The organism is Bradyrhizobium sp. KB893862 SZCCT0404, assembly GCF_018130885.1.
Taxonomy (GTDB): Bacteria; Pseudomonadota; Alphaproteobacteria; order Rhizobiales; family Xanthobacteraceae; genus Bradyrhizobium; species Bradyrhizobium stylosanthis.
In genome coordinates, this window is the sequence record NZ_JAFCLT010000003.1 from 470,891 (window position 1) to 488,711 (window position 17,821).

The 17,821-nt window shown below is 64.6% G+C and carries 16 protein-coding genes; 7 read left to right on the forward strand and 9 right to left on the reverse strand.

Annotated elements, in window-relative coordinates:
- Positions 1-5 precede the first annotated feature (5 nt).
- The 3 genes from JQ617_RS16185 to JQ617_RS16195 are packed head-to-tail and all read left to right on the forward strand — an operon-like array spanning position 6 to position 3,456.
- Positions 6-1,478, forward strand: a complete 1,473-nt coding sequence (locus JQ617_RS16185; RefSeq protein WP_212027166.1) for a TadA family conjugal transfer-associated ATPase — start codon at positions 6-8, stop codon at positions 1,476-1,478.
- A gap of 16 nt (positions 1,479-1,494) precedes the next feature.
- Complete coding sequence (locus tag JQ617_RS16190) at positions 1,495-2,472, forward strand: type II secretion system F family protein (RefSeq protein ID WP_212027167.1); 978 nt, start codon at positions 1,495-1,497, stop codon at positions 2,470-2,472.
- A 9-nt stretch (positions 2,473-2,481) separates the two neighbouring features.
- Positions 2,482-3,456, forward strand: coding sequence for a type II secretion system F family protein (locus JQ617_RS16195; protein ID WP_212027168.1), 975 nt, complete (start codon positions 2,482-2,484; stop codon positions 3,454-3,456).
- A gap of 63 nt (positions 3,457-3,519) precedes the next feature.
- On the opposite strand, the gene JQ617_RS16200 is transcribed toward JQ617_RS16195, so the two are convergent.
- The 3 genes from JQ617_RS16200 to JQ617_RS16210 all read right to left on the reverse strand — a co-directional run bounded on the left by JQ617_RS16200 (position 3,520) and on the right by JQ617_RS16210 (position 6,421).
- Complete coding sequence (locus JQ617_RS16200; protein WP_212027169.1) at positions 3,520-4,341, reverse strand: tetratricopeptide repeat protein; 822 nt, start codon at positions 4,339-4,341, stop codon at positions 3,520-3,522.
- A gap of 88 nt (positions 4,342-4,429) precedes the next feature.
- Positions 4,430-5,926, reverse strand: a complete 1,497-nt coding sequence (locus tag JQ617_RS16205) for a metallophosphoesterase family protein (protein WP_212027170.1) — start codon at positions 5,924-5,926, stop codon at positions 4,430-4,432.
- 291 nt (positions 5,927-6,217) lie between these two features.
- Positions 6,218-6,421, reverse strand: coding sequence for a hypothetical protein (locus JQ617_RS16210; RefSeq protein WP_063694258.1), 204 nt, complete (start codon positions 6,419-6,421; stop codon positions 6,218-6,220).
- Positions 6,422-6,618: 197 nt separating this feature from the next.
- On the opposite strand from JQ617_RS16210, the gene JQ617_RS16215 reads away from it, so the two are divergent.
- Both JQ617_RS16215 and JQ617_RS16220 read left to right on the forward strand, forming a co-directional pair.
- The gene (locus JQ617_RS16215) at positions 6,619-7,992 is read left to right on the forward strand and encodes a leucyl aminopeptidase family protein (RefSeq protein WP_212027171.1); all 1,374 of its coding nucleotides are present in this window, start codon (positions 6,619-6,621) and stop codon (positions 7,990-7,992) included.
- The gene (locus tag JQ617_RS16220) at positions 7,985-8,839 is read left to right on the forward strand and encodes a C40 family peptidase (protein ID WP_212027172.1); all 855 of its coding nucleotides are present in this window, start codon (positions 7,985-7,987) and stop codon (positions 8,837-8,839) included. The genes JQ617_RS16215 and JQ617_RS16220 overlap by 8 nt, the downstream gene beginning before the upstream one ends.
- A 29-nt stretch (positions 8,840-8,868) precedes the next feature.
- Here the strand turns inward: JQ617_RS16220 and JQ617_RS16225 are convergent, their stop codons facing one another.
- Complete coding sequence (locus JQ617_RS16225) at positions 8,869-9,108, reverse strand: hypothetical protein (protein WP_212027453.1); 240 nt, start codon at positions 9,106-9,108, stop codon at positions 8,869-8,871.
- A gap of 244 nt (positions 9,109-9,352) precedes the next feature.
- Here JQ617_RS16225 and JQ617_RS16230 point away from each other — a divergent pair, with 244 nt between their 5' ends.
- Together JQ617_RS16230 and JQ617_RS16235 are read left to right on the forward strand one after the other, a co-directional pair.
- Positions 9,353-9,634, forward strand: coding sequence for a hypothetical protein (locus tag JQ617_RS16230; RefSeq protein ID WP_212027173.1), 282 nt, complete (start codon positions 9,353-9,355; stop codon positions 9,632-9,634).
- 36 nt (positions 9,635-9,670) lie between these two features.
- A complete protein-coding gene (locus tag JQ617_RS16235) occupies positions 9,671-9,898 on the forward strand; it encodes a hypothetical protein (protein WP_212027174.1) in 228 nt (75 codons plus the stop codon).
- An 85-nt stretch (positions 9,899-9,983) separates the two neighbouring features.
- Here the strand turns inward: JQ617_RS16235 and JQ617_RS16240 are convergent, their stop codons facing one another.
- Genes JQ617_RS16240 through JQ617_RS16260 form a run of 5 tightly spaced genes read right to left on the reverse strand, consistent with a single transcriptional unit; the run spans position 9,984 to position 17,706 of the window.
- A complete protein-coding gene (locus tag JQ617_RS16240) occupies positions 9,984-11,621 on the reverse strand; it encodes an ABC transporter ATP-binding protein (protein ID WP_212027175.1) in 1,638 nt (545 codons plus the stop codon).
- Between the two features lie 4 nt (positions 11,622-11,625).
- Positions 11,626-12,804 carry an ABC transporter permease gene (locus JQ617_RS16245; protein WP_063694263.1) on the reverse strand — a complete coding sequence of 393 codons (1,179 nt, stop codon included), beginning with the start codon at positions 12,802-12,804 and terminating at the stop codon, positions 11,626-11,628.
- Positions 12,804-13,913, reverse strand: a complete 1,110-nt coding sequence (locus JQ617_RS16250) for a microcin C ABC transporter permease YejB (RefSeq protein WP_063694264.1) — start codon at positions 13,911-13,913, stop codon at positions 12,804-12,806. The genes JQ617_RS16245 and JQ617_RS16250 overlap by 1 nt, the downstream gene beginning before the upstream one ends.
- Before the next feature lie 2 nt (positions 13,914-13,915).
- Positions 13,916-15,790, reverse strand: a complete 1,875-nt coding sequence (locus JQ617_RS16255; RefSeq protein ID WP_212027176.1) for an extracellular solute-binding protein — start codon at positions 15,788-15,790, stop codon at positions 13,916-13,918.
- 14 nt (positions 15,791-15,804) lie between these two features.
- Positions 15,805-17,706: an extracellular solute-binding protein gene (locus tag JQ617_RS16260; RefSeq protein ID WP_212027177.1), complete on the reverse strand. Its 1,902-nt coding sequence runs from the start codon at positions 17,704-17,706 to the stop codon at positions 15,805-15,807.
- Positions 17,707-17,821: the final 115 nt, after the last annotated feature.

Here is a 17,821-nt window from a genome sequence, read left to right on the forward strand (position 1 = left end):
GTTAAGTGTTCGGTAAGCGTAGCGGAACAGACACCGATCTTCGGGCCCCCAAGCCCGGTGCCGTGTCGCCAGAGCCGACCCCGGCTCCGGCGCCGACGGTGTCGCGCGCGCCGCCTCCGCCGGCCATCGCCTCGCCTCCGCTCGCCCCGATCAAAGCCCCGCCGCCGCCTCCCCCCATGGAGAGCCGCCGCTCGGACAATTACTACGAGGTCAAGGCGACCATCTTCGGCGCGCTGATCGAGGCAATCGATCTCGCCCAGCTCGCCAAGCTCGATTCGGAGTCCGCGCGCGAGGAAATCCGCGACATCGTCAACGAGATCATCGCGATCAAGAACATCGTGATGTCGATCGCCGAGCAGGAGGAACTGCTCGACGACATCTGCAACGACGTGCTCGGTTACGGTCCGCTGGAGCCGCTGCTGTCGCGCGACGACATCGCCGACATCATGGTCAACGGCGCCAACACGGTCTTCATCGAAGTCAACGGCAAGATCCAGAAGACCGGCATCCGCTTCCGCGACAACCAGCAGCTCCTCAACATCTGCCAGCGCATCGTCAGCCAGGTCGGCCGGCGTGTCGACGAATCCTCGCCGATCTGCGACGCGCGTCTCGCCGACGGCTCCCGCGTCAACGCCATCGTGCCGCCGCTGTCGATCGACGGCCCCGCGCTCACCATCCGCAAATTCAAGAAGGACAAGCTGACGCTGGATCAGCTCGTCAAGTTCGGTGCGATCTCGCCGGAGGGCGCCGAGATCCTCCAGATCATCGGCCGCGTCCGCTGCAACGTGCTGATCTCCGGCGGTACCGGCTCGGGCAAGACCACGCTGCTCAACTGCCTCACCAACTACATCGAGCACGACGAGCGCGTCATCACCTGCGAGGACGCCGCCGAGCTCCAGCTCCAGCAGCCCCATGTGGTGCGGCTGGAAACCCGCCCGCCCAACATCGAGGGCGAGGGCCAGGTCACCATGCGCGAACTGGTGCGCAACTGCCTGCGTATGCGTCCCGAACGCATCATCGTCGGCGAAGTCCGCGGACCCGAGGCGTTCGACCTGCTGCAGGCCATGAACACCGGCCATGACGGCTCGATGGGCACGCTGCACGCCAATAATCCGCGCGAGGCGCTGTCGCGCTGCGAATCCATGATCACGATGGGCGGCTTCTCGCTTCCCTCGCGCACCATCCGCGAGATGATCTGCGCCTCGATCGACGTCATCGTCCAGGCCGCGCGCCTGCGCGACGGTTCGCGCCGCATCACCCACATCACCGAGGTGATGGGCATGGAAGGCGACACCATCATCACCCAGGACATCTTCCTCTACGACCTGGTCGGCGAGGACGCCAACGGCAAGATCATCGGCCGCCACCGCTCGACCGGCATCGGCCGTCCGAAATTCTGGGAGCGCGCGCGCTATTACGGCGACGAGAAACGACTTGCCGCCGCGCTAGACGCCGCGGAAGTGGCGCCGAAGACGTGAGCGGGTCAGCAACATCATGAACATCCAGGTCCTCGCCCTCGCCTTCCTCGCCACCGCCGCTGTCGGCGGCATCGCCTGGGTCTTCCTCTATCCGATGCTGTCCGGAGAGCGGAAGGCCGAAAGCCGACGCGCCTCGATCGCGCGCGCCGACGCGCCGGCGGCCAAGCAGTCCGAAAAGAGCCAGCGTTCGCGCCGCGAGCAGGTCGAGACCTCGCTGAAGGATCTCGAGGCCCGGCGCCAGCAGGAGAAGAGCGTCCCGCTCAGCGTCCGCATCTCGCAGGCCGGGCTGAACTGGACGCCGCAGAAATTCTGGATCGTCTCCGCCATCGTCGGGGGCGCGCTGTTCGCGGCCGCCATGTTTGTCGGCGGCGGTGTGCTCGGCGCCGCCGGTCTTGCCTTCGCCGGCGGCTTCGGCCTGCCGCGCTGGGCGCTCGGCTTCCTGAAGAAGCGCCGCGAAACCAAGTTCCTGGCAGCACTGCCCGACGCCGTGGACGTGATCGTCCGCGGCATCAAGGCGGGCCTGCCGCTGTTCGAATCGATCAAGGTCGTGGCCGCCGACGCGCCCGAACCGCTGCGCAGCGAGTTCCTGGCCATCATCGAGACCCAGGCGATCGGCATGCCGCTCGGCGAAGCCTGCTCACGCCTCTACGATCGCATGCCGCTGCCGGAAGCCAACTTCTTCGGCATCGTCATCTCGATCCAGCAGAAATCGGGCGGCAACCTCTCCGAAGCGCTCGGCAACCTCTCCAAGGTGCTGCGCGACCGCAAGAAGATGAAGGAAAAGATCCAGGCGATGTCGATGGAAGCCAAGGCTTCGGCCGGCATCATCGGGTCGCTGCCGCCGATCGTGATGTTCCTCGTCTATCTCACGACGCCGCACTACATCTCTCTGCTCTGGACCCATCCGACCGGTCAGCTCATGCTGGTCGGTTGCGTCATCTGGATGTCGGTTGGCATCATGGTGATGAAGAAGATGATCAACTTCGATTTCTGACGGTGGCGTATGGTCGAGTTCCTCGTTTCCAAACTGCATGACGTCCGCTTCATGACCATGCTGCTTGCGGCCATCGCCGCGAGCGCGACCGTCTATACGCTGGTGATGCCGCTGTTCGCCGGCGAAGGCCTCTCCAAGCGGATGAAGGCGGTGGCGAGCGAGCGCGAACGCATCCGCCAGCGCGAGCGCGAGCGTCTCAACAAGAACGAGAAGGTCTCGCTGCGCCAGACGCCGAAGCAGCTCGTCTCGCGGGTGGTCGAGGACTTCAACCTCACCAAATGGCTCGCGCAGGAGGCCGCGCGCGACAAGCTCATCATGGCGGGCTACCGCGGCCAGGCGCCCTACATCACATTCCTGTTCGCGCGCATGGTGGCTCCGATCGTGCTGTTCGTCGGCTCGATCCTGTATGTGTTCCTGATCACGCATATGGAGAAGCCGATGCCGATCAAGATCGGCATCTGTGTCGGCGCCGCCTATCTCGGCCTGCAGGCGCCGATGCTGTTCCTCAGGAACGCGATCTCCAAGCGTCAGCTCTCGATCAAGCGCGCCTTCCCGGACGCGCTCGACCTGCTGCTGATCTGCATCGAATCCGGCATGTCGGTCGAAATGGCGTTCCGCAAGGTCGCCACCGAGATCGTGGGCCAGTCGATCGCGCTGTCGGAAGAATTCACGCTGACCACCGCCGAGCTGTCCTATCTGCAGGACCGGAAGGTCGCCTACGAAAACCTGGCACGGCGCACCGGGCTCGAAGGCGTGAAATCGGTGTGTCTGGCGCTTCAGCAGGCCGAACGCTACGGCACGCCGCTCGGGCACTCGCTGCGCGTCATGGCGCAGGAAAACCGCGACATGCGCATGAACGAGGCCGAGAAGAAGGCCGCCGCACTGCCGCCGAAGCTGACGGTGCCGATGATCCTGTTCTTCCTGCCGGTGCTGTTCGTCGTCATTCTCGGACCGACCGGCATCAAGATCTCCGAGCTGCAATGATGCGGGAGGCGGACCGCAAGCGGTCCGCGCCGGCAATATCGAGACGAGGTTATCCGGTCTGGATCAGTCGGACTGGCTGAGCGAGGCCACCGGCATCCGCTTCGGCGCGCCGCGCGGGCCTTCGCTGCGGCTCAGCATGTCCTTGAGGTAGGCCACATTGGCTGCGGCCTGGTCCGGCGGCAGGTCCGCCTTCACGATGGTCTCGGCCTCGGCGAAGCGGCCCTGGAGACCGACGACCAGGCCGAGATTCTGCCGCACCCGGCTGCTGGCGCGCGGCGAGGCGTAGGCCTGCCGCAGTGCCTCCTCGGCCTTCGGCAGGTCTTTCGACAGCATGTAGGACAGGCCCAGATTGGAGAGCACGCCGGGGTCGCCCGGCGCGATCTTCAGCGCGCTCGTGTAGTAGCCGCGCGCCTCCTCGTGACGGCCCATCTGGTCGAGCGCCGTGCCCTGCACCGAGAGCAGGCGCCAGTCCGGATTGTCGGGCGAATGTGCCTTCGACAGCACGTCGAAGGCCTGCTGGAAATTGCCGTTGTCGGCGAGCGCGCGGCCGTACTGGGCCAGCAGCACCTTGTTGCCGGGATTGGCGATAGTCGCCTGCTCGAGCACGGCGGCGGCCTGCGCGCGCTGGCCGTTGGCGCGCAGCGCCTGGCCATAGCCGAGCGCGGCGTCAGGGTCCTTGGGATTGGCACGGTAGCGCTCACCATAGACTTCGACGGCGCGGGCGGGATCGGCGGGAGCTGCCTCCGCGCGCGCACCGCTCGATCCGATCGAGCCGGTGACGTCGGAGAGCTTTGACATTGCCGTGCAGCCGCCGAGGCTGATCGCCACCATCGCGACGAGCGAGGCAGACGCGAGAAGCCGGGCAGGACTGAACCGTTGACGCATGACGCTTTGACTCTCGAGCGGAGGGATCGAGCCGAACGCGCCAGCAATAGACTGTTAACCCTAATGGCCGGTTAACGCCGGTTGCTCGTCAATTTGGCGTCCGCGGCGACGCCTGCCCGCCAGGGTCGACGCCGAGCCTGCTGACCTGCTCGTACAGGTCCCGCAACAATTGCAGTCTTTGCTGCACCTGCGCCTCGATGTCGACGTCCGCACGCGGTCCGCCCGGCAGTTCGCGCAGGAGATCGTCGCGATTACCCAGACACCTGATGCGGATCTCGTCGAGCTGAGCGTCGTCGATACCGAGCACGCCGGCGGAGTGGGCGGCCAGCCGCCGCAGCATCTGCGTCACCGCGGCAAGCGCCTCGGCGTCCGGCCTGCGCGCCGACCTCGCGAACCTGCCCTCCAGTTCGGCCCAGGTCTCGGCGGTGACGAGGTAGGTGAGGAACGCGCTGGGCCAGTCCACTTCGTCGACGGGATGGAAGACGTGGCGCTTCAGGAGCTGGCGGGCGAAAGCCGCGGCTCGATCCCGCGTCAGTGTCGTCAATGCGCCGATCTCGATGGCCGATTGAACCACCGGGTCGCGGGAAAAATCCCGCCCGGCGGGCAGCCTGATCACGCCATCAGGCAAATTCGAGTCGAGCGGTTTGAAGACGCTGTCGTTGCGCCGCCGCGAATAGCGGGCGATCGCGAAGCAATACTCATCATTGCCCGTGCCGGACATCGGGCCGAAATGGATGAGGTTGAAGCCGGCATCGTCGCCCGCCTGCCCGGTCGAGGACGGACAGGACAGCACGTAGATCGTGCGCCAGAACGTTTCATCGCCCCTGCTTCGCGTCGCACGCGGATCGGGAATCGAATAGCGGGTCAGCCCCTCGACGTGCCGGTGACCGTGCAGGACCAGATCGACGTTGAGCGAGGTCGCCGCTTCGAGGAAGGTCGCGGGCGCGGCGAGATACATCAGCGGCTCGTCCGGCGCGCCGAGAAAGCGTTTTCCTTCGCCGGTTGCCTGCGGCAGCGGATGATGGTGCATCGCCAGCACCCGCACGAGGTTTTCGACCGGCTCGGAATAGTCGGCGCGGCCGGCCGATCCAAGGCTGCCTGCGAGATCGACGCTCAGCCGCGCGGAATCGGCGACCATGGCGTTGTAGGCCGCCTGGTCGATGTTGCCGCTCGCAAAGGTGGTGAGGCTGGCGCGGTTGGAATCCAGCAGCACGAGGTCGAGGCCGGCCTGGCGGTAATAGACGCTCTTCGAGGTCCGCGGCAGATGCAGGTAGTCGTAGACGTCGTGGCGGCCGGCACGCCGGCCCGCCCGCCCGGCGTCGTGATTGCCGGCGACCGCCTGGATATCGGTGAACAGCCCGCCCTGCCGGAAGGACGCGATGACGGCGAGCGCTTCGTCCAGCGCGCGCGGCGTCGGGTCGTCGACGAGATCACCGGTGATCAGCAGGATGCGATCGGGAATATCGGCGAAGTCCGCCATCTTCTCGCGCAGAGCGGCTCCCAGCGCCTCGATCGTCGCGAGCAGCCGGCCTGATCCATCCAGATGCAGGTCTGAGATCTGGGCAATGACAAACGATCTATGCATTTTGCGCCGCTCATTTGCGAATGCCGCGCCGCTCAAACGAAAAGAGAAATGGCTTCGACGAACAGGTTCAGGCTGGTCTCGACCGGCGCAGGGATGACACCGGAGCAAGTATCAACCGCATGCCGCCGCGCTCTTGCGCTCGACAAGTGCAGGGACGCGGAGCACAATCTAAAATATGCACCAATAATGCCACAACCGCAGCGCTAGTAAAGCCCCGTGGCCGCGCCCTCGTGAACGGCAGTTCTCAACGTGGATACGAGAGCTGCCGCACGACGGTTTCGTTCCGCCCGATCAATATTCGATGGCAAGCCGCTTGCGGATTTCGTCGATGCGCTTGTCGAGTGCATCGAAGCGCGCGTGGACGGAGCGGTCGTGCAGATAGAAGACGTAGCCGCCGGCCAGGAACGCGAAGATCCAGTGATGATGCTCGACGTAAACAAAGATCGCCTCGACGGCCTGGCCGATGAATGTGACCACGCTCCACACAAATTCCATTGCGTTCCCTCCCGGCAGGCTTCGCCTTCGGCCGTCGACGATCCTTCGTACGCCTGACGGCCTTTGCCGGAACCTAGCATGGCCGCCTTGCAGCGAGTAGCGGCCACCGATGGACCGGCAGCAAAGCTGATTGCGGCCACGGCAAAACTCTGCGAAGTCTCCTGGAGTTTGCCTGACCAGACGATCCGGACCCACCAATGCCCTCTGTCTTTGAGACGTCCTCGACCGCCATCCCGATCACCTTCGTCACCAAGTCGGGCTGGGATGCCGTGCGCGAGAGCCTGCCGCCGGCGCAGCGCCAGTTCGCCACCGCGAGCGCCTATTCGGCCAAGCCGGGCGGCTATCTCGCGCTGCCCGCGCCCGACGGCACCATCGCGCAAGTGCTGTTCGGCCTCGAGGACGAAGGGGCAAGGTCGCGCGACCTGTTCCGGCCGGGCGCCCTGCCCGGCCTGCTGCCGCCGGGGACCTACCGCTTCGCCAATGCACCGCACGATGCACGGCTCGCCGCGCTCGCCTTCGCGCTCGGCACCTACCGCTTTGCCCGCTACCGCAAGGCCGACAGGCCGGAGGTCCGCCTCGTGCCGCCCGACGGCGTGGACGCCGCCGAGATCGATCGCATCGCAAACGCCGCGATGCTGGCACGCGACCTCATCAACACGCCCTCCAACGACATGGGGCCGGAAGAGCTCGCCGCGGCAGCGCAAGCGCTTGCCGCCGAATTCGGCGCGAGCTTCGCGTGCACCATCGGCGAGGAGCTGGAGAAGAGTTTTCCGCTGATCCACGCCGTCGGCATGGCCTCCGACCGCGCGCCGCGGCTGATCGACATCGGCTGGGGCGACCCTGCGCATCCCAAGGTGACGTTGGTCGGCAAGGGCGTCTGCTTCGACACCGGCGGGCTCGACCTCAAGCCGTCGAGCGGCATGCTGATCATGAAGAAGGACATGGGCGGCGCCGCCAACGTGCTGGCGCTGGCGCGCATGGTGATGGACGCCAAGCTGAAGGTGCGGCTGCGCGTGCTGATCCCCGCGGTCGAGAACGCGGTCGCCGGAAATGCCTTCCGCCCGCTCGACATCTTCACCTCCCGCAAGGGCATCACGGTCGAGATCGGCAATACGGATGCGGAAGGCCGCCTGGTGCTTGCCGACGCGTTGGCGCTCGCCGACGAGGAGAAGCCCGACCTGCTGATCGATCTGGGCACGCTGACCGGCGCGGCGCGCGTTGCGCTGGGCCCGGATTTACCGCCCTTTTACACCAATGATGAGACGCTGGCCGCCGATGTCGCGCGCTGCGCGGCGAAGGAGAACGATCCGTTGTGGCGCATGCCGCTGTGGCCGCCTTACGATGCGTGGCTGGACTCCAAGACCGCCACCATCACCAACGCGCCGTCCGGCGGCTTTGCCGGCTCGATCACCTGCGCGCTGTTCCTGCAACGCTTCGTCGAGCACGCCGGGAGCTGGCTGCATGTCGACATCTACGGCTGGACGCCGTCGGCCAAGCCTGCGCGCCCCGAAGGCGGCGAGTGCCAGGCCGCGCGCGCCATCTACAAGGTGCTGAGCGAGCGCTATGCGTGATCCAGAATACGACCCAAGGCTGACGCCGGCGCGGGGCGACCTCGCCGCAAAGTATCTCGAAGGCAAGGTGCAGGCCGATCGTTTCGTCGAGGGCGAAATTTGCGAGGTGACGGAAACGATCGTTCCGCTGCGACGCGCGCCCGCGGCGGACGCTGAACTGATGACCCAGGCCTTGAAGGGTGAGCGCGTCACCGTCTACGATCGCAACGGCGAAGGCTGGGCCTGGGGGCAACTCAACATCGACGGTTACGTGGGGTGGCTGCCCGACTCTTCGCTGGCGAGCGAAAATACCGAACCGAACCACAAGGTTTCGGCGATCCGGACCCTCGCCTTCCCCGGCCCATCCATCAAACTACCGCCCACGGAGTCGCTGGTCATGGGCTCATGGGTCGAAATCACGCGCGAAGACGGCGTTTTCGCCGTCACTCGTGACGGTCAGTATTTGCCGAAACGGCATCTCGCCGACCTCCACGACTATGAGTCCGATTTTGTCGCGATCGCAGAACGCTTCGTCGGAACGCCCTATCTGTGGGGCGGCAAGAGCAGCCTCGGCATCGACTGCTCCGGCCTTGTGCAGGTGTCCCTGGAGGCTGCCGGCATCGGCTGCCCGCGCGACAGCGACATGCAGCAGGCGGGGCTCGGCCGCGCGCTGGAGCCGCATGAGCGCAGCAGCTTGCGGCGCGGCGACCTGATCTTCTGGAAAGGGCATGTCGCGATCGTCCGTGACGGCAACACCATGGTTCACGCCAATGCCCATCACATGGCGACGGTGGTCGAGCCGATCGGGCCTGCGATTGCGCGGATCAGGCAGGCCGGCAGCGACGTCGCGGAGATCAAGCGGCTATAGGCCGTCTCCTCACGAAGTCGCCGCGCGGATCAGACGTCACGATCGTGGCTGGCGCCTGGTTTCGGCTTGTAGATCGGGGGGATGCAGCTGCCGAAGCGCGGATCGAGCGGATCGTAACGCGACCGCGTTCTCGCGACGATATACAGCACCGCCAGCGTAAAAGAGCCGAGCAGCAGCGATAGCCACAAGGGCGCTCGAATTGCGATCAAAAGCACCGTTGCACCAAGCATCAGCAAGGCGACAGTGCCCGCAGACAGCTTTGCAGCCATCACCGGCGCAATCAGCTTGAGGCGGGGATATTACCTCGGAAACCGATACATTTGTGCGAGCCGGCTGCGACACTCCAGCGCAGATCCCTCGCGTTCCGGGAACACGGGCATGCCCCCCGGCACCGGAAGGGCGATCCGCTCCGGCATCTCGCACCGTGCGGTGCAGCTACGGAACAACGTTACATCTCGGAGTTTCGCGGAACGAAACGCGTCGTCAGCCTTTCTCTGGCTTAGGGAGGTGCCCATGAGTTCTCAGGCCAGAGAAGGCGCGTGTGCGTTCGCTTGGCGGAACTACTTGCTGGTCCACAGCGGCATCAGCGAGAATGATGACAGGCGCTCCGCCCTCCACCGCTACATTTCCAATCTTCGCGATACCGGCGAAGATGATTTCGATCTCCTGCAAATCGCCGCAGTCGCCTACCTGAAAAAGCTGGACGAATTGCACGATGAGCAATGTGCGCGGCTCGCGGTGGATCAGATTTTGGCCGAGCGCCTGGAAGAACGCAGTTCACAGCCAGGCCGATAGCTTAGGCAATAGCACCAGAGCGAAGGAGCGAACAGCATGGCAGACAACACCAATGCAGATCGTTTCGCGAGCGAGCCGCAACGACGTATCGCCGCCGCGACAGCAATGGGCATGAATGCCCTGAAGCCGATGATGCACTTTCAGGTCTCAATGCTGAGGATGTGGGCCGACAGCATCGAGAGGCTCGAGGCCAGCTACGAAAAGAAGTTGGAAGAAACGGCAACCTCGGCCGAGGACCGCTCGGACAAGGATCGCGCTGCGTAAATCAACGCGATTGGCCGGGTGAAGCCACCTCGACCGGAATTGAAACCGCCCCTCGAGTTCTGCTCGCACGCCTGGAAATGGCGGGCTACGTCGCCACCGCCCCGTTGCCCGCCGTCTCCAGCCGGAACGCCGCCGCGAACAGGGCCCGCGTGTAATCCGTCTTCGGGTTCTTGAACAGCTCGGCCGCCTGTCCCTCCTCGACCACCTTGCCGCCGCGCATCACGATGAGGTGGCTGGCGAGCGAGGCGACGACGCGCAGATCGTGCGAGATGAACATGTAGGTGAGTTCGCGCTTGCGCTGGAGCTCGCGCAGCAGATCCACCATCTGGGCCTGGAACAGCATGTCGAGCGCGCTGGTCGGCTCGTCCAGCACGACGAAATCCGGCTCGAGCACCACCGCGCGCGCGATCGAGATGCGCTGACGCTGGCCGCCGGAGAACTCGTGCGGATAACGGTGGCGCGTGTCCGGCTTCAGCCCGACATCTTCCAGCGCCTTGACGACGCGCGCCTCGCGCTCCTCGCGCGAGAGGTTCGGCTGATGCACGGACAGGCCTTCGGCGATGATGTCGGCGACCGACATGCGCGGACTGAGCGAGCCGAACGGATCCTGGAATACGATCTGCATGTCGCGCCGGAACGGCCGCATCTCCTTGAAGCGCAGGCCCTGAATGTCCTTGCCGAGGAACACGATGCGCCCGTTCGAGGAGATCAGCCGCAACAACGCCAGCCCCAGCGTGGTCTTGCCCGAGCCGGATTCGCCGACGACGCCGAGCGTCTCGCCCTTGCGCACGGCGACGCTGACACCGTCGACCGCCTTGATGTGACCGACCGTCTTGCGCATCAGGCCGCGCTTGATCGGAAACCAGACCTTCAGATCGTCCGCCGACATCACCACCGGCGCGTCCGGCTGCGGCGGCGCCGGATCGGGCTTCGGCTCCGCCGCGAGCAAATCGCGCGTATAGGGATGCTTCGGGGTCTTGAAGACCTGCTCGACCGGCCCCTGCTCGACGATCACGCCGCCCTTCATGACGCAGACGGTGTCCGCGATGCGGCGGACGATGCCGAGGTCATGGGTGATGAACAGCAGGCTCATGCCGAGCCGGGAGCGGATCTCGGCCAGCAGCGCCAGGATCTGCGCCTGCACGGTGACGTCGAGCGCCGTGGTGGGCTCGTCCGCGATCAGCAGGTCCGGCTCGTTGGCGAGCGCCATCGCGATCATCACGCGCTGGCGTTGGCCGCCGGAGAGCTGATGCGGATAGCTCTTCAGCCGCGTCTCGGGATCGGGAATGCCGACCTGCGTCAAGAGCTCCAGGGTCCGCTTGCGCGCCTCGGCATTGCTGGTCGGATTGTGCAGCTGGATGATCTCGCCGATCTGCGCCTCGATCGTGTGCAACGGATTGAGCGAGGTCATCGGCTCCTGGAAGATGATGGAGATGTCGCTCCCGCGGATCTCCCGCATCTGCTGCTCGGACTGGTCGATCAGCTCCTGTCCCTTGAAGCGGATGCTGCCCGTGGGGTGCGAGGCGTTCGGATACGGCAGCAGCTTCAGGATCGAGAGCGCGCTGACCGACTTGCCGGAGCCGGATTCACCGACCAGCGCGACGCATTCGCCGCGCTTGATCTGGAACGAGACCTTGTCGACCGCGAGCGTGGTGGCGCCACCCTGGTGGAAGGCCACCGAAAGGTCGCGAACGGCAAGCAGGGGCTGATTGATCGCGTCCATGGCCTTACCTGAACGTCTTGCGCGGATCGAAGGCGTCGCGCACGGCTTCGCCGATGAAGATCAGCAGCGACAGCATGATCGCGACCGAGAAGAAGCCGGAGAAGCCGAGCCAGGGCGCCTGCACATTGGCCTTGGCCTGCGACAGCAGCTCGCCCAGCGAAGGCGATCCCGGCGGCAGGCCGAAGCCGAGGAAATCGAGTGCCGTCAGTGTCATCACCGAGCTCGACACGATGAACGGCAGGAACGTCATGGTCGCCACCATCGCGTTCGGCAGCAGATGACGGAACATGATCACCGGGTTGGAGACGCCGAGCGCCCGCGCCGCCTGGATGTACTCAAAATTGCGCCCGCGCAGGAATTCGGCCCGCACCAGACCAACCAGCGAGACCCAGGAAAACAGCAAGAGGATGCCGAGCAGCACGAAGAAGCCGGGCACGAGCACCGAGGACAGGATCAGGAGAAGGTAGAGCGAGGGTATGGCCGTCCAAATCTCGATGAAGCGCTGGAAGATGAGGTCGACCCGGCCGCCGAAATAACCCTGCACCGCGCCCGCCGCGATGCCGACGACGGACGAGACGATGGTGAGGCAAAGGCCGAACAGCACCGAAATGCGGAAGCCGTAGATCAGCCGCGCCACCACGTCGCGGCCCTGATCATCGGTGCCGAGCCAGTTGTATTCGAGGTCGCGGCAGCTCTTCAGCCCCTTCTTCTCCACCACCGGCTGGCATTGCTTCTCCGTCAGCATCCAGGTCGGCGGCGACGGCGCCGGCGTCGGCAGGTCGAGATTGTGGGTGTCGTAGGAGTAGCGGATCAGCGGCCAGACGATGGTGCCGCCCTTGTCCTTGATCAGCTTCTGCAGATAGGGGTCGCGGTAGTCCGCCGCCGTCTCGAAATCGCCGCCGAAGGTCGTCTCCGAATAGGTGACGAAGGCAGGCCAATAGAGGCGGCCGTCGAACTTGATCAGGAAGGGCCGATCGTTGGCAATCAACTCGGCGAACAGCGAGACCACGAACAGGATGATGAAGATCCAGAACGACCAGTAGCCGCGCCGGTTGGCCTTGAAGTTCTGCCAACGCCGCTTGTTGAGCGGCGAGGGCGCGAACGGCTTGCGCGTGATCGGAACGGCATCGCCGAGCGGCGACTTCGCCGTGGTCTCGATCGGCGTCGGTGCGGTGATCGTCATCAGACCTCCCGCGCCTCGAAATCGATCCGCGGATCGATCCACATATAGGTCAGGTCGGAGACCAGGTTGATCACGAGTCCGACCAGCGAGAAGATGTAGAGCGTGCCGAACACCACGGGATAGTCGCGGTTGAGCACGCTCTCGAAGCTGAGCAGCCCGAGCCCGTCCAGCGAGAAGATGGTCTCGATCAGAAGCGAGCCGGAAAAGAAGGCGTGGATGAAGGTCCCGGGGAAGCCGGCGATCACGATCAGCATGGCGTTGCGGAAGACGTGGCCGTAGAGCACCCGGTTCTCGCTGCAGCCCTTGGCGCGGGCGGTCATGACGTATTGCTTGCGGATCTCGTCCAGGAACGAGTTCTTGGTCAGGAACGTCATGGTGGTGAACGCACCCAGCCCCATGGCGATCAGCGGCAACGTCAGATGCCAGAAATAGTCGATGATCTTCCAATACCAGGGAAATTGCGACCAGCCGTCCGAGGTCAATCCGCGCAGCGGGAACCAGTTGAAGAACGAACCGCCGGCAAAAAGGATGATCAGGAGGATCGCGAACAGGAAGCCCGGAATGGCATAGCCGAGCACGAGCACGGTCGAGGTCCAGGTATCAAACCGCGCACCGTCGTTCACCGCCTTGCGAATGCCGAGCGGGATCGAGATCAGGTAAGTCAGAAGCGTCAGCCAGAGGCCAAGCGAGATCGAGACCGGCAGCTTCTCCTTGATGAGCTGGAGCACGCTGACATCGCGGAAATAGCTCTTGCCGAAGTCGAAGCGCGCGAAATTCCACACCATCAGCGCGAAGCGTTCCGGTGCCGGCTTGTCGAAGCCGAACTGCACCTCGAGCTTCTTGATGAAATCAGGGTCGAGGCCCTGCGCGCCGCGATATTTGGAGTTGATGGCATCGCCGCCGGCACCGACCTGCCCCGGCGCGCGCTGCGCAAAGTCGCCGCCGCCCGAAATGCGCGAGGTGCCGCCGGTGTCGGCGCCAGAGAGCTGCGCGATCACGCGCTCGACCGGGCCACCCGGCGCGAACTGCACCACGACGAAGGAGACGAAGAGGATCCCGAGCAAAGTCGGGATCATCAGGAGGAGGCGACGGGCGATATAGGCGCTCATGATTATTTCGCCTGCTCGAGCTTGGCCGCCTTGGAGCCGTCATACCACCAGATGTCGGGAGCACCGACGCCGTTGGCGTAACGCGGCAGCTTCTGTGGGTGACCGAACTGGTCCCAATAAGCCAGCCGGTGGGTCTTGTTGTACCATTGCGGCACCCAATAGCGGCCGGCACGGAACAGACGGTCGAAGGCACGGCAGGCAATGGTCAATTCCTCGCGGCTGTCGGCCGCCATGATCTTCTCGATCATGGCGTCGATGGCCGGATTGGCGACGCCCGCCAGATTGTACGAACCCTTGGTGTTCGCGACCTGCGACGAGAAGAACGCGCGCATGGCATCGCCCGGGGTCGCCGACATGCTGAAGCGCTGGATCGTCATGTCGAAATCGAAATCTTCCTGGCGCGCCTTGTGCTGCACGGCATCGACGACACGCACGCTCGCCTCAATGCCGAGCGTCCCGAGATTCTTGACGTAAGGCGCATGGTGCGGCTGGAAAGAAGGCTCGTCGAGCAGGAACTCGATCTTGAAGATCTCGCCGTTCGGCAGCACCCGCTTGCCGTCCTTGATGGGTACGCCGGCCTCGTTCAGCAATTGCTGCGCCTTGCGCAGCAGGCTGCGGTCCTGGCCGGAGCCGTCTGAAACGGGCGGCGTGAACGGCGCGGCGAATACGTCGTCGGGAACCTGGCCGCGGAACGGCTCCAGCAGCTTCAGCTCATCCGGCGACGGAGGCCCATCGCCGGCCATGAGGTCCGAATTCTGGAACGGCGACACCGTACGGGCATAGGCGCCGTACATGATGGTCTTGTTGGTCCACTCGAAATCGAAGGCGTTGATCAGGGCCTCGCGCACGCGAGGGTCTTTGAACTTGTCGCGCCGCGTGTTGATGAACCAGCCCTGCGCACCGGAGGGCGTATCGTCGGGCACGACCTCCATCTTGACGCGACCGTCCTTCACGGCCGGGAAGTCGTAACGCGTCGCCCAGATGCGGGAGGTGAACTCCTCCCGATACAGATAGTTCTTGCCGGTGAAGCCCTCGAACGCGACGTCGCGATCGCGATAGAATTCGTAGCGCACGACATCGAAATTGTAGCTGCCGCGGCAGACCGGCAGATTGGCGGCCCACCAGTCCTTCACCCGCTCGTATTCGATGTAGCGATTGACCTCGAACCTGCCCACCTTGTACGGGCCCGAGCCGAGCGGGATGTCCAGCGACGACTCGTCGAACGGACGGGAGGCGTAATAGGCCTTCGAGAAGATCGGCAGGCCCGCGACATAGAGCGGGACGTCGCGCGCGCGTCCCTTGGCGAAGGTGACGACCAGCGTCGCATCGTCGACGGCTTCCGCACTGACCATGTCGCGCATCTGCACGATGATCAGCGGATGCCCCTTGGTCTTCAGCGCCGTCAGCGAAAACGCCGCATCATGCGCCGTCAGCCTGGTCCCGTCATGGAATTTCGCTTCGGGCCGCATGGTGAAGCGATAGACCAGTTTGTCCGGCGAGATCTGCACGGATTTGGCGGCCAGCCCGTACATCGCATCGGGCTCGTCGTTTGCGCGCACCATCAGCGGCACGAACGTCATGTCCATGCCCTGCGCGCCGTCACCCTTGAGGATGTAGGCATTGAGCGAGTTGAAGGTCTGGTAGGACTGGTTGTAGGCGCGCACCGACGGAATCAGCGAGAACGTGCCGCCCTTCGGCGCGTCGAGATTGACGTAGTCGAATTGGCGGAAGTCCGCGGGATATTTGAGGTCGCCGAAGGCCGAGATGCCGTGCGCTTCGACCGGCCCTTCCGAGGCCGCCGCGCCGCGCGACAGGGCGACGCTGAGCGCACCGCCCGCACCCAGGACCAGCACATGCCGGCGTGAAAGCTGCGCCATACGGGGGAAATCCTTCACGACTTCTTTGCGATCCGCGCCGCCTTGTCTGCGTCGTACCACCAGATGAACGGGAATCCGGACTGGCCGTATTTGGGCAATTCCGAGGGCCGGCCGAAGCGGTCCCAGCGCGCGGTGCGCACCTTGTTATAGGTCCATTGCGGCACGACGTAGTGATTCCACAGCAGCACGCGATCGAGCGCCTTGGTGGCCGCGACGAGATCGTCGCGGTCCGTGGCGTAGATCAGCCGCTCGATCAGCTTGTCGACCGCCGGGTTCTTGATGCCGGCGATATTGCGCGAACCGGCGATGTCGGCGGTCTTGGACGACCAGAACTCGCGCTGCTCGTTGCCCGGCGATTGCGACTCGCCCCAGGAATTGGTGACGATGTCGAAATCCCAGTCGCGCGTCCTGTTCTCGTATTGGGTCGGGTCGACTGTCCGCACGTTCACGGCAATGCCGAGCCGCTCCAGCGACGGCTTGTAGAACAGCGTGACCCGCTCGAAGCTCGGATCCTGATTGAGCAATTCAAGCGAGAACTGAGTGCCGGTCTTGACGTCGATCAGCTTGCGGTCGCGCACCTCGTAGCCGGCCTCCTTGAGCAGGCGCAGCGCCTCGCGCAGATTGTCGCGCACGGCTTCCGGGCTGCCGCCGACCGGATTGGTGTAGGCCGTCGTGAAGACTTCGGGCGGCACCTGGGCGCGAACGGTCTCGAGGATCTCGAGCTCTTTTCCCTGAGGCAGGCCGGTCGCCATGAGCTCGTCGATGCCGTCGAAATAGCTGCTGATGCGCTTGTACTGACCGAAGAAGATCTGCTTGTTCATCTCCTCGAAGTCGAATGCGTAGTTGAGCGCGCGGCGCACGCGCGGATCGCTGAACTTGGCGCGGCGCAGGTTCGGCACGAAAGCCTGCATCACGCCGGAGCTGCGATTGGCGAACTCTTCGAGGATCACGCGCTTCTCGGCCACGGCCGGGAAATCGTAGGCCGTCGCCCAGCTCTTCGCGCTGTTCTCGTTACGCCAATCGACCTGATCGGCCTTGAACGCCTCGATCGCCACGGTGGCGTCGCGGAAATACTCGTAGCGCAGCTCGTCGAAATTGTTGCGGCCCACGTTGGCGGCGAAATCGCGGCCCCAATAGTCCTTGACGCGCTCCAGCGTGATCGAGCGTCCGGCGACGAATTCCTTGATCTTGTAGGGCCCGGAGCCGAGCGGCACTTCGAGCGTGGTCGCGGAGACATCGCGCTTGCGGCCTTGCGCGTCCGTCCCTTCCCACCAATGCTTGGGCAGGACCGTGAGCTGGCCGACGATCTGCGGCAGTTCGCGATTGCCCGGCGCGTCGAACACGAATTTCACGTCGCGCTCGCCCACCTTCTCGGCCCGGACCACATGGCTGTAATAGGCCGAGTACATCGGGTGGTGCTTCTTGAAGGAATCGAGCGAGAAGATCACGTCCTCGACAGTGACCGGCTTGCCGTCATGCCATTTGGCCTGCGGCCGCAAACGATAGATGACGAAGGAGAAGTCGTCGGGGTGGCTGACGGCTTCGGCCAGCGCGCCATATTCGGTCGAGACTTCGTCGAGCGCAGGCGTCAGCAGGGTTTCGTAGATGAAAGCGACCGCTCCGGACACCTGGCCCTTCACCCCCGACACGACGATGTTGAAATTGTCGAACGTGCCGACAGCGATCTGGCGCACGACGCCGCCCTTCGGCGCTTCCGGATTGACGTAGTCGAAGCGCTTGAAGTCGGCGGGATACTTGACCTTCCCGAACAGCGACAACGCATGACGCCAGGGCGGCTCGCTCGCCGATTGCGCCGCGGCCGTACCGATGACGGGAACGCCCGCCGCGGAACCGAGGGCGGGGAGCGCTGCGGCCGCAGCACCGGTGAGCAGGAGATCGCGTCGGGTAATGGCCAAATCAATAGTCCTGTCTTGAAGGAGGCTACTCCTTTAAGTTCCCAATATAGGCGAGGTTTCGACGGAATATGTTGCTTTTTCCTCATGTTGGAAGGCCGGATGGCCTGCCGGATGC